This window comes from uncultured Corynebacterium sp. (genome assembly GCF_902782855.1).
GTDB lineage: Bacteria > Actinomycetota > Actinomycetes > Mycobacteriales > Mycobacteriaceae > Corynebacterium.
In genome coordinates, this window is record NZ_CACZOO010000057.1 from 1 (window position 1) to 11,784 (window position 11,784).

At 67.7% G+C, this 11,784-nt stretch carries 14 protein-coding genes; 7 read left to right on the forward strand and 7 right to left on the reverse strand.

All coding sequences use genetic code 11. The features are described from left to right. The 3 genes from QZV72_RS02390 to QZV72_RS02400 all read left to right on the forward strand — a co-directional run. Positions 1-983 (forward strand): esterase-like activity of phytase family protein (locus QZV72_RS02390; protein WP_297004795.1); only part of this gene is annotated, 983 nt, incomplete at its 5' end. Next, a complete protein-coding gene (locus tag QZV72_RS02395) occupies positions 976-2,220 on the forward strand; it encodes an MFS transporter (RefSeq protein ID WP_297004797.1) in 1,245 nt (414 codons plus the stop codon). The genes QZV72_RS02390 and QZV72_RS02395, both read left to right, overlap by 8 nt. 124 nt (positions 2,221-2,344) lie before the next feature. Beyond that, positions 2,345-2,641: an addiction module antidote protein gene (locus QZV72_RS02400; protein WP_297004800.1), complete on the forward strand. Its 297-nt coding sequence runs from the start codon at positions 2,345-2,347 to the stop codon at positions 2,639-2,641. A 528-nt stretch (positions 2,642-3,169) separates the two neighbouring features. On the opposite strand, the gene QZV72_RS02405 is transcribed toward QZV72_RS02400, so the two are convergent. The 7 genes from QZV72_RS02405 to QZV72_RS02435 all read right to left on the reverse strand — a co-directional run bounded on the left by QZV72_RS02405 (position 3,170) and on the right by QZV72_RS02435 (position 9,183). Next, the gene (locus tag QZV72_RS02405) at positions 3,170-4,111 is read right to left on the reverse strand and encodes a siderophore-interacting protein (RefSeq protein ID WP_297004803.1); all 942 of its coding nucleotides are present in this window, start codon (positions 4,109-4,111) and stop codon (positions 3,170-3,172) included. Positions 4,112-4,114: 3 nt separating this feature from the next. Next, a complete protein-coding gene (locus QZV72_RS02410) occupies positions 4,115-4,936 on the reverse strand; it encodes an ABC transporter ATP-binding protein (RefSeq protein ID WP_297004806.1) in 822 nt (273 codons plus the stop codon). Continuing rightward, complete coding sequence (locus QZV72_RS02415) at positions 4,933-6,021, reverse strand: iron chelate uptake ABC transporter family permease subunit (RefSeq protein ID WP_297004833.1); 1,089 nt, start codon at positions 6,019-6,021, stop codon at positions 4,933-4,935. Before QZV72_RS02415 ends, QZV72_RS02410 begins: the two co-directional genes overlap by 4 nt. Before the next feature lie 101 nt (positions 6,022-6,122). After that, positions 6,123-7,241, reverse strand: a complete 1,119-nt coding sequence (locus tag QZV72_RS02420) for an iron ABC transporter permease (protein WP_297004809.1) — start codon at positions 7,239-7,241, stop codon at positions 6,123-6,125. A 276-nt stretch (positions 7,242-7,517) separates the two neighbouring features. Continuing rightward, positions 7,518-7,922 (reverse strand): hypothetical protein, encoded by a 405-nt coding sequence (locus QZV72_RS02425; protein WP_297004812.1) that lies wholly within the window; start codon positions 7,920-7,922, stop codon positions 7,518-7,520. Between the two features lie 238 nt (positions 7,923-8,160). Further along, positions 8,161-8,517 carry a hypothetical protein gene (locus tag QZV72_RS02430; RefSeq protein WP_297004814.1) on the reverse strand — a complete coding sequence of 119 codons (357 nt, stop codon included), beginning with the start codon at positions 8,515-8,517 and terminating at the stop codon, positions 8,161-8,163. Between the two features lie 306 nt (positions 8,518-8,823). Continuing rightward, positions 8,824-9,183 carry a hypothetical protein gene (locus QZV72_RS02435; RefSeq protein WP_297004818.1) on the reverse strand — a complete coding sequence of 120 codons (360 nt, stop codon included), beginning with the start codon at positions 9,181-9,183 and terminating at the stop codon, positions 8,824-8,826. Between the two features lie 558 nt (positions 9,184-9,741). On the opposite strand from QZV72_RS02435, the gene rplN reads away from it, so the two are divergent. The 4 genes from rplN to QZV72_RS02455 all read left to right on the forward strand — a co-directional run. Further along, the gene (rplN, locus tag QZV72_RS02440; RefSeq protein ID WP_297004821.1) at positions 9,742-10,116 is read left to right on the forward strand and encodes a 50S ribosomal protein L14; all 375 of its coding nucleotides are present in this window, start codon (positions 9,742-9,744) and stop codon (positions 10,114-10,116) included. 3 nt (positions 10,117-10,119) lie between these two features. Continuing rightward, positions 10,120-10,434 (forward strand): 50S ribosomal protein L24, encoded by a 315-nt coding sequence (rplX, locus tag QZV72_RS02445; RefSeq protein WP_297004824.1) that lies wholly within the window; start codon positions 10,120-10,122, stop codon positions 10,432-10,434. Then, complete coding sequence (gene rplE, locus QZV72_RS02450) at positions 10,434-11,003, forward strand: 50S ribosomal protein L5 (RefSeq protein WP_297004827.1); 570 nt, start codon at positions 10,434-10,436, stop codon at positions 11,001-11,003. The genes rplX and rplE overlap by 1 nt, the downstream gene beginning before the upstream one ends. A 171-nt stretch (positions 11,004-11,174) precedes the next feature. Next, positions 11,175-11,784, forward strand: a 610-nt coding sequence (locus QZV72_RS02455; RefSeq protein WP_297004830.1) for a DUF4433 domain-containing protein, incomplete at its 3' end; no start/stop codon positions are given.

Here is an 11,784-nt window from a genome sequence, read left to right on the forward strand (position 1 = left end):
AGTCCACTGCCGAGTCCACCGCCACCGCCACCGGTCCGACCCCCCGGGTCGAGCACCTGGGCACGGTCGACATCACCGCGTCCGACGCCACCCGCCACGGCATCTACGCACACGTCCCCGTCGGCGGAATCTCCGGCATCGACTGTGACGCCACCCGCTGCATCGCCGTCAGTGACGACCCGGGGCAGCGCGGCCCGGTCCGCGCCTACGACCTCGATCCGGTGACCGGGCAGGTCGGTGCACCGATCGTGCTCACCGACACCCGCGGCGTCCCGTACCGGCCGGGCACCGTCGACCCGGAGAGCATCCGACTCGCCGGCCTCGACAATGGCACAGGGGAGGACGCCGCCCTGGTCTGGACCTCCGAGGGCATCCCCACACTCACCGTCGCCGACCGGACGGGTCGCGCGCGAAAAACACTGCCGGTGCCGGAGAACATCCGCGAGAACATCCGTCGCAACCAGGGCCTCGAAGGCCTCGCCGTCACAGGGACCGGCGACAGCATAGCCGACACATCACGCATCATCACCGCGACCGAGGCCGCACCAGACAACCACGATCACCCGGTCATCACGGTCCACGACGGTGCGGTGACCACGCAGTACACCTGGCCCGGCACCGGCATCTCCGAGATCCTCTCCGTGCCAGAACACCCGGACCAGCTCCTCGTCCTCGAGCGCGGCTACACCGCCGGCCGCGGCAACTCATCGGTGATCTGGCGCACCACACTCACCGAGGGGGCCGGCACCGAGGGGTCCGGCACTGAGGGGTCCGGTACCGAGGGTTCCGCCCCAGACCTCCTGGAGCGGGAGCTCGCCGTCGACCTCGGCGCCCTGATCGGTCACACCACCGTCGGCAACACTGAGGCGATGGCGTGGGCGCCGGGTGAGCCTGGCGTCCTGCTCATCGCCACGGACGACAACTTCCACGACGATCAGCGGGGCGTCCTCCACCGGATCCGGGTACGTTGGGCGGGTGCGTAAGAACCTTCCCCTGCTCGTCCTGCTCCTCGCCGTCTCCGTCGCCGCGGTGAATCTGCGCACCGGGATCGCCTCACTCGGCCCGGTCCTCGATGACGTGCTCGGCGCTTTCGGCGCGTCCGGCTCGCTCGCCGGCGCGATCACCGCGATGCCGGGCGTGTTCTTCGGCATCATGGGTCTGGCCGCCGTGCCCCTGGCCACGCGCATCGGCCTGAGCCGTGCCCTGTTCAGCGGGATGCTGCTGACACTTCTGGGCCTCGCGGTGCGCCCGTGGGTCGGTGATGTGGCGGTGTTCCTCGTGCTCACGGCGTGCGTCGTCGGCGGTATCGCACTGGGTAACGTGCTGCTGCCGGCGTGGGTGAAGACCCATGGCGGACGCCACGCTGTCGTCCTCATGACGCTCTACTCCGCGGGCCTCGGGGTCTCCGGCGCGCTCGGCCCACTGTCGGCGATGTGGTTCTCCGGGGCGGACGCCTGGAAGTGGGCGCTGTTCATCTGGGCCTTCCTCGCTGTGGCGCAGGTGCTGGTGTGGGCGTTCGTCCTGCCACGGGTGGGTCGCGACGTGCCCGGCGCCGGGCCGACGGCCGGGATGCCGGAGGACGCGGAGACGATGCGTCGTCTGCGCGAGACCTCCCTCTGGCGCTCGCCGACCGCCCGGTTCCTCATGCTGTTCTTCGGGCTCCAGGCGATGAACGCCTACATCCAGATGGGGTGGTTGCCGAAGATCTACACGGACAACGGGGTGAGCTCCGCGACCGCGTCCATCGGGCTGAGCATCATCGGTGCGCTGAGCATCGTCGGCGGACTGTTCATGCCGGGCATCATCGCGAGGGTGCCTGACCTGCGTCCTTTCCCGGCGGTGTTCGCCGCACTGACCGGGCTGGGCTATGTGGGGCTGTGGCTCGCGCCGGGGACCGTGCCGCTGCTGTGGGCGGTGCTGTTGGGCATCGGCGGTTGTTGTTTCCCCACGGCGATCGCCCTGATCCCGGCCCGGTCGAGGGCTCCGCTGGTGACGGCGCGACTGTCCGGGTTCGTCCAGCCGGTGGGCTACTTCATCGCCGGGTTGGGGCCGTTCATCCTGGGTGTGGTGCATGACCGGGTCGGGTCGTGGGACGGGATCCTCATCGTCCTGGCGATCATCGCGGTGCTCATGGGCGTGCTCGGTGTGTTGGCGGGCAAGCACACCGTCATTGACGACGAGCTGACGGCGACGCACTGGCGGGAGCTGGCGGGGCACTAGGTTGTGGGGGTGGGTGTGGAATTCATGGGCCTCTGGGCTGCGCACCGGTATGGTCCCGGATACCGGGTCTACCACCTGCAAGCTGACGATCGTGCCCACCGCATCGCCCAAGAATGGAGGAACAGTGAACGCCACACGTGAACAGTTCAGCGCCTTCGACAGTGCTGACTACCTCAGCAGTCTGGAGGACGCCGCCGCCTACCTGGAGGCGTCCCTGGAGGACGGGGACTCGTCCGATGTTCCCAGGGTGCTGGGCGCAATCGCCAGGTCCGGGAACATCAGTGAGCTGGCCCGGAGGGTCGGCATGAGTCGAGAGGGTCTGTACAAGGCTCTCTCCGCCGAGGGGAACCCGAGTTTCGACACCGTCGTGAAGGTCTCCCATGCTCTGGGACTGCAGCTCCACTTCGAGGCGACTGCCTGAGCCCTGGCAGGTTTCCAGGGAAGGGGTGAGGCGGGGATGGTGCACGACCGGGTGCTGAGGGGGAGTGGTTGAGGCCGATGGGGTGTAGCTACCAGAACCGAGGGGGCTGCACGGTCGCTACTAGAAGCGTCACGCGGTCTGCAGGTACCTGATTTCCGCGTGACGGTACTGGTAGCTGTATGGGGTGGGGCATGGGGTGGGGCTCGGCACTGGTCGCTGCATGGTTGGGTAGGGCTGGTCCGGGTGACTGGGCAGGGCGTGGTCGGGTTGGGCAGGGTTGGGTAGGATGGAGCGGGGCGGGGTCGGGCGTTCGAGCCGGGTCGGGCGCTCAGGGGTGGAATCTGACGACGAGACCAACCCACGGCACTCGACCTGGCGCATGGAGCGCAGGTCAGTTGCGAGAACGACTCGTCAGGGTGGTTCGAGCGCTCCAGACCACCCTGTCGAGTCGTATCCGCGAGGAGATAGAGCAGACCGAGGACGCGGGGAGCCACACTGATGGCGGAGAAGGCGGAGAAGGCCCTGAGCCTACGGCCGCGGCCGGCCCTCGATCCAGTACGCCACCCAGTCGGCGAAGTCCCGGTCGACATCCCACTCGTCGACGGCCATCTTGCGCACCGCCTTCGTCATCCCCGCCTCACCGGACGCCCACAGGTACTCCGGGGACGCCGCGGGGTGCCCGGCCCCACGGTCCCGGCGCAGTGCATCGCACACCGCCTCCGCCTCAAGTCCGGGTGTGACGTAGAGGATGGACAGCGACCCGACCCGCTCGGTCCATTCCTCGGCCAGTCCGGGTTCCAGTTCCTCGGGGGAGTGCGCGACGACCCGCACGTGGTACTTCACCAGGTCATCGGGGTGGTGGTCCTCGGTGAACTCGAGGATGGCGCGCAGTGCGGGCACCGCGGAGGCGTCCGCCACGAACAGGGGACGCGAGGCGTGCCGGATCCAGATCGCGTTGCACAGCCAGATCGCCGCGTCGTCCCCGACCGAGGCCCCGGAGACCCACCGGGCTCCGGGGCCGGGGTGGTCGTCGTGCATCACCACGTCGATGTCGATCTCACCGGCAGCTCCACCGCTTTCACCACCGCCTGCACCACCGTCTGCACCAGCGACTGCACCACCGACCCCGCCAGCACTCTGCCGGAAGTGACGCACGGTGTACCAGCGCAGCCCCGGCCGCTCCGACTCGTCCAGCGCGGCGACGGCGGCACGGATGTTCATCCCCTCCGCCTCCAGCTCGGGCACGGTCTGCCCGGGCGCCGGCATGAGCAGTCCGAGGTACTCGTCGGGCCCGGTCAGGGTGAGGGACGCCAGCCCCGGCCCGCTCAGCGTCAGCCGACGCAGGTTCGGCGCGACATCGGAGACCGCGGCCACGGTGACACGCACCAGGCGCGCACCGCCGGACTCCTCACGGTTGGGGTGGGTGCGCAGGTCCGTGTCATTGACGGCGGACGCGGGGAGAGTTGTCACGGGTCAGTTCCGGACCTTCCGGCCCTTGATGCCGTGGGGGTCGTTCGGCACGATGAGCGGTCCCCCGACCACCGGGTCCTCGATGACGGTGGCGTCGAGGTCGAAGACGTCCATCAGCAGTTCGGAGGTGATGACCGTGTCGGGTGTGCCGGTGGCGATGAGGGCGCCGTCGCGCATGACGACGAGGTTGTCGGAGTAGCGGATCGCGAGGTTGAGGTCGTGCAGCACCATCACCACGGTACGGTCCAGGTCGTGGCGCAGCCGGTTGACCAGGTCGAGTACCTCGATGGAGTGCGCGAGGTCGAGGTAGGTCGTCGGCTCGTCGAGGAAGAGCACCTCGGTGTGCTGGGCCAGCACCATGGAGATCCACACGCGTTGACGCTGGCCGCCGGACAGGGAGTCCACCGGGCGGTCGGCGAGGTCGGCGACGTCGGTCATCTCCAGGGCGGCCATCACCTCTTCCTCGTCCGAGGAGGACCACTGCCGGATCCACGACTGGTGGGGGTGGCGTCCCCGGGAGACGAGGTCGGAGACGAGGAGTCCGGGCGGGGCGACGGGTGTCTGGGGGAGGACGCCGATGGTCTTGGCGATGTCCTTGCGCCGCATCGTGCCGATGTCGGTTCCTCCGAGGTGGACGGTGCCGCCCTGGGTGGGGATGAGGCGTCCGATGGCGCGCAGCAGGGTGGATTTGCCGCAGCCGTTGGGGCCGATGATGGTGGTCACCTGTCCGCCGGGGACGGTCAGTGACAGGTCGGGGATGACCGCTGTGCCCGGTGTGTAGCCGACGCGCAGGTCGGCGGCGGTGATGGAGTGGGGGTGCGTCATGAGGTCGTGGTCTTCCGGTTGGTGGTGATGAGCAGGTAGATGAGGAAGAGTCCGCCGACGGCGGAGGTGAGCAGCCCGACGGGCAGTTCGACGGGCAGCCAGGACTGGGTGACGATGTCCGCTGCGAGGAGCAGTGTGGCACCGAACATGCCGGACGCCACCAGGGGCGGGGTGTCGCGTCCGCAGATCAGGCGGGCGATCTGCGGGGAGACGAAGGCGACGAATCCGATGGGTCCGGCGGCGGCGACGGCCATGGCGGCGAGGATGACGGACAGGACGAGCAGGAGTGCCTGGACGACTGTGACGTTCTGGCCGAGGCCTTTGGCGACGTCGGGGCCGAGGACGTTGGCGAAGAGCTGGAAGGTGATCCACACGAACAGGGGGGTGAGCAGCAGCACGACGATGAAGACGGGCCGCACCCGTGACCAGTCGGCGGAGTTCAGTGACCCGGCGAGCCACATCTGGGCGGACGCGGCGTCGTCGAGGTCGGCGCGGGTCATGAGGAAGTTGATGAAGGCGGCGAGCAGGGCGGAGATGACGATTCCGGCCAGCACCAGCCGGAACGGGTCGACGCCGCGGCGGTAGGCGAGTGTCCAGATCACCGCGCCGGTGAGCAGTGCACCGATGAGGGACGCCACGGGGATGCCGACGTCGGAGAGCCAGCCGACGATGCCGGTGGATCCACCGCCGAGGACGATGACGGTCACTGCGGCGGCGGAGGCGCCGGTGGTGATGCCGAGGATGTCGGGGCTGGCCAGGGCGTTGCGGGTGACGGACTGGGTCAGTGCGCCGGAGAGGCCGAGGGCGGAGCCGACGAGGACGGCGGTGAGTGTGCGTGGCATCCGCCAGTCGAAGACGACGAGGTGTTCGATGCGGGTGCCGCCGTTGGTGACGAGGATCTCGGCGACGCGTACGGGGCTGATGGGGTAGTCACCGAGACCGAGGGAGACGGCGGCGAGGATGAGCAGGACGGCAACCATGCCGATGGTGGCGAAGAACTGGCGGGGACGCCACACCGTGGAGATCGGACCGACGCGGAAGGCGGGCCGGGCGGGGACGCGTGCGCCGGAGACGTAGCGGCGGATGCCGCGGGTGCCGGCTGTGCCCGGTGTGCCCGGTACGTTCGGTGTGCCCGGTGTGCCTGGTGTGCCCGGTACGCCGGGTGCCTCGGGTGTGCTGTGTGCGCTCACAGTTCCACCACCTTGCGTCGGGTGAGCATCCAGATGAAGATCGGGGCGCCGACGAAGGCGAGGACGATGCCGACCTCGAGTTCGCCGGGCCGGGTGATGACGCGGCCGAGGACGTCGGCGAAGATCAGCAGTACCGCGCCGCCGAGGGCGGAGTAGGGCAGGATCCACCGGTAGTCGGGGCCGGTGAGGGAGCGCACGAGGTGGGGGATGACGAGGCCGAGGAAGCTGATCGGCCCGGCGGCGGCGGTGGCTGCGGCGGCGAGCAGGGCGATGATGACCATGCCGAGGACGCGGGCACGTCCGGTGTTGACGCCCAGGGCGGTGGCGACGTCGTCGCCGAGGTTGAGCAGGTTGAGTGTCGGCCCGGTCATGACGGCGAGCAGCAGGCCGATGAGGATGACGGGCAGGGCGGTCCAGAAGATGGCCATGTCGCGTCCGGCGATGGAGCCGACGGTCCAGAAGCGCATCCGGTCGAGGTTGTTGGAGTCGGTGAGGACGAAGGCGGAGATGACGGCCTGGAGGACGGCGTTCATTGCCGCTCCGCCGAGGATGAGTGTCATCGGACTGGCGTTGCCGCCGGAGAAGGACGCGAGGGCGAAGACGGCGGTGGTGGCGAGGCAGGCACCGCCGAAGGCCCAGAGTGAGGTGGCCCAGGTGCCGGAGACGTTGAACAGGGCGAAGGAGATGACGACGGCGAGGGCGGCACCGGAGGCGATGCCGAGGATGCCGGGGTCGGCCAGGGGGTTGCGGGTGTGACCCTGGATCAGGGCGCCCGCGACGCCGAGGGCGGCCCCGACGAGGATGCCGATGAGGGTGCGGGGCCAGCGGTACTCGACGATGACCTGGAGGTCGGTGTTGTCGATGTCGTCTGTGCCGAGGGCGCCGGGGACCTGTCTGAGCAGTCCCCAGATGTCGTCGAGGGGGATGTTGCGGGAGCCGAGGGCGAGGCTGAGGACGAAGCCGATGCCGAGGAGGACGGTGAGTCCGGCGAGTCCGGCGAGTCGCTTGCGCCGGATCGTGGTTGTGACGGAGGGGACGCCGCGGCCACCGGTGTGTGGACTGGTCGTACCGGGTGGGTTGCCGTGGGCGGCCCCGGTGGTCGTACCGGTGGTCATGGGTGCGTCATGCCCTTTCGTCGACTGCAGGACAGGTTAACCTTACGTACGGGGTGCCGGGGTTGCAACGGAGGGGCGGACGGTGCTTCTGATGCGGTGTCCCTGCGGTGTCCCTGTGGTGTCCCTGCGGTGGTGAGGTGCATACGGAAGGACCCCGGCCGGGTGGCCGGGGTCGGAGGTTTCCGTGGATCTCACGTGGGGGTGGTGGGGTGGCCGTGCGGGGCGGAGTGCCTTCGGCGGGACCCTAGTTCGGCGGGACCCTAGTTCGGCAGGACCCTAGTTCGGCAGGACGATGCCCTGCCGGGCCAGGAAGCCGAGGGTGTCGTTGACGACACCCTGCCAGGTGTCGGAGGCGGAGACGACGGCGTTGTAGGCGCCGGCGATGGTGGCGACGGAGGCGGCTGCGGCGGCGACACCGGTGAGGATGTTGACGGCACCTTGGCCGTCGATGACGCCGGTTTCGCCGGGCTTCCAGAACTGGTTGAAGAATCCGTGGGCGTCGATGGAACCGGACGGATCGAGGGCGCCGTCGGAGGTGGAGGTCTGGATACTGCCGAGGACGGCGGAGCCCTCGGTGTCCGCGACACCGTCGTCGGCGGTGGCGACACCGGCTCCGGCGAGGGTGACGGCGCTGAGGGTGCCGAGCGTACCGAGGGTGAGGAGAGATTTCTTGGCGTGCATGGGAGAGCTCCTGGGAGAGGATGAGGGGGGATGTGAGGTCCGGAAATCACCGTAGTGGACTGTGCGGGGGCTGTCCACCATCGTGGAGTCTGCCGGTCGGGGACGTGGGAAAGCCCCGGCCGGTGAACAACGGTCGGGGCTGACGTGCCTCCCGGTCGGGGAGACGGGTGGTCGCGCGGGACGCGGCGCGGGAGATGCAGTAGGCCGGGGAGCGGAACCCGGGGGTTCCACGGGGTGTCTACTGGAAGGACTCGATGAAGGCCTGGGTGTCGGCGGTGATGCCGTCGACCATTCCCTGGAAGTCCTTCACGGCATCGTAGATGGCGGGGCCGACCGCGATTGAGCCGGCGACAGCGCCTCCGGCGACGGCGGCGCCGAGGAGCGCCTGGACGGCCTGCTCGAGGTTGAACTTGCCGGCGGCGTCCTGGGAACCGAAAGCGTGGTCGAACTGGTCGCTCAGTTCGGCGTCCTGGAGGGAGGAGGTGCTGGAGCCGTTGCCGCCGGTGGGCAGCTCAGCGGCGTTGGCGCCACCGGCGCCGGCGATGGCGACGGTGGTGGCGGTGGCGGCGGCGAGCAGGGACTTCTTGATGGTCATGAGGGCGATCCTTCGGGGTCACAGAGGCTGGGCGCCGGCCGGTCGGCCGACATCCGGTGGCGGGGGGATCCGCCGGACGTGGAAGAACCTAACAACGTTCCGGGACCCTGTCGCCCCGAAGAACACGCACACCGTGTTCGCCGGTGAACGTGTGTGAAATCTGCCGTTCATCAGCGACTTCCGGCCGTTACCCAGGTGTCCCGCGGGCGACATCTGCCGGTAACGGAGACGAGAAAACCCCCGCGATGTGTCGCGGGGGTTTCGAGGTGTCCGCAGTCTGGCTGCGGGAGTGGTTTCCGGAGGGGACTACTCGGCGTCCTGGGCGGCCGCCTGCCCGGTGTACTGGCCGAGCCACTCCTGGAAGTCCTTGATCGCACCGTCGAGCTTCGGCAGGACGGTGATGGAGCCGGCCACTGCACCGCCGACAGCGGCGATGGAGAGGAGAGACTCCAGGGCAAACTGGATGTTGAAACCGTCATCATCGTAAGAACCGAAGGTGTCTTCGAGCTGGCCCAGCAGGTTCTCACTGCTGTTCTCCAGGGATGCGTCGGAGGAGCCCTGGTGGTTGGCGGGCAGGTCCCCGTCCTTAGCGTTGGCGACACCGGTGCCGGCGATGGCGACGGCGGAGGCGGTGGCGACCGCGAGCAGGCTCTTCTTGATGGTCATGTGAGATGTCCTTTACGTCACTAGGGGGGATTGCGTCGCTGCCCGGAGGCTTGTTAACGCGACGTTTCCCCGAATGTTACAACCAGGTCACGGGAAGAAACCACCGTGATGTGTGTCACAAGGGGTGGGAACGGGGGTAGTCGGCAGTTGCTGACGACCCACATAGTAACGGTGCCAAGGAAGTGTAAAAGCGCTGTTCAGGCGTGGCATCGCCCGAGCGGGCACCGGTGTTACGGCCGGGGGTGTGAAAACCGGCCGCCGGGTGGGGGCTCCCCTCGCCCCCGCGTGAGGCTGCGCCGGCTGCCGACGGTGCCGGGGAAGCGTCCCCCGGGGCGTCCTCCCGGCGGACATTTGGTCCCCGCCACCGCCGGTGGCATACTTGGGCGGTTGCCTGTGGTCCCACGGGTGCGGCCCGTTGTGTCCGAATCCCCCGACAGGGAAGAGACGGAGACCTCCGGGACGCGACACACCCACGGACCGCACACAAGGCACAGACCGGTGCGTGCGGGACGGAAATCCACACGCACACAGAACTACTAGGTCTACAAGGAGACTCCAGTGATCCAGCAGGAATCACGTCTGCGGGTCGCCGACAACACCGGTGCCCGGGAAATCCTGGTCATCCGCGTGCTCGGCGGATCCACCCGACGTTCCGGCGGCATCGGTGACATCGTCGTCGGCACCGTCAAGGAAGCCACCCCCGGTGGCGCAGTGAAGGCCGGTGACATCGTCAAGGCCGTCATCGTCCGCACCAAGAAGGAGACCCGTCGTCCGGACGGCTCCTACATCTCGTTCGACGAGAACGCCGCCGTCCTCATCAAGGGCGCCGACAACACCGACCCGCGCGGTACCCGCATCTTCGGCCCGGTGGCCCGCGAGCTGCGCGACAAGCGCTTCATGCGCATCGTTTCCCTCGCCCCGGAGGTGCTCTAACTCATGAAGATCCGTAAGGGCGACAACGTCCTCGTCATCTCCGGCCCCGACAAGGGCGCCAAGGGTCGCGTCATCGAGGCTTACCCGACCCGCGACAAGGTCCTCGTCGAGGGTGTCAACCGCATCAAGAAGCACGTCGTCAACTCCGCTCCGGAGCGTGGCGCCGAGTCCGGTGGCATCGTCACCCAGGAGGCCCCCATCCACGTCTCCAACGTGATGGTCCTCGACTCCGACGGTAACCCGACCCGCGTCGGTTACCGCTTCGACGAAGACGGCAAGAAGATCCGCGTCTCGCGCCGTAACGGGAAGGACATCTAATGAGCGAGAACTACACTCCGCGCCTCAAGGCCCGCTACAAGTCCGAGATCCGCGACGCGCTCAACACCGAGTTCACCTTCGACAACGTCATGCTCATCCCGGGCGTGACCAAGGTCGTCGTGAACATGGGTGTCGGCGAAGCCGCCCGTGACTCCAAGCTGATCAACGGCGCCATCAAGGACCTGACCCTCATCACCGGTCAGAAGCCGCAGATCCGCGTCGCCAAGAAGGCCATCTCGAACTTCAAGCTCCGCGAGGGCATGCCCATCGGCGCCCGCGTCACCCTGCGCGGTGACCGCATGTGGGAGTTCCTGGACCGTCTGCTGACCGTGGCCCTGCCGCGAATCCGCGACTTCCGTGGCCTCTCCGACCAGCAGTTCGACGGCCACGGTAACTACACCTTCGGTCTCTCCGAGCAGTCCATGTTCTACGAGATCGACGTCGACTCCATCGACCGTCCCCGCGGTATGAACATCACCGTGGTCACCACCGCCGCCAACGACGACGAGGGTCGCGCCCTGCTGCGCGAGCTCGGCTTCCCGTTCAAGGCCGGCCAGAAGGCCGAGTAACTCGGCTTCTGCCTCCGGGGTGTTCGCGCCCCGGTGAGCTGACCGCCCGCTCCTGTGCTTCGTGCACGGGGCGGGCGGTTTTGTTGTTGGGGGTCTTGTGGGGCAGGTCGGGTAGAGGCACGCCTCCGCGTCGCGTTCGCCTGCTATCCTTCGGGAGTTACAGTGGCTACAGTGGCCGGGCGACTGATGTCCGACAGTCAGCCAGGTCCGGAGCTGTCCATGAAGGCAGCGTTTCTGATGAGATCGAGTGAGGAGAGTGACAGGGCGGTGGCTGCCAGGAAAATCCCAACGCAAGTCCTACATTTCACGCATGTCGATCATCTACCTTCGCTGATCAGGCACGGACTACTTGCTGATTCTGTTGTGCAGGGAAATGGTTTCCTGACCAACGAGGTTGGGAACCGGCAAATCAAAGACGGGCGAAGGACCCGGCGTGTGCCAATCGCTACCGGCGGTGTGGTCGCAGACTATGTGCCCTTCTACTTTGCCCCGCGTAGTCCGATGATGTTTTCGATCTCCAAGGGCAACGTCCCTTCATATACGGGAGGTACTCATCGACTGATCTACCTTCAGAGCTCGTTGGAACGGCTTCATGAACTCGACCATAGCGTTATCCTTACAGATCGGAACGCGCGTAAGGCTGTGGCCGCATTTCGTCAGTTCAATCCTTCTGATCCAGTGGATGACGGGTTCATCGACTGGCCGCTGATGTCTGCGAGGTATTGGTCACAAACGGTGGAACAGCCGGACAGGCGCGAGCGACGGATGGCTGAAGCCCTGG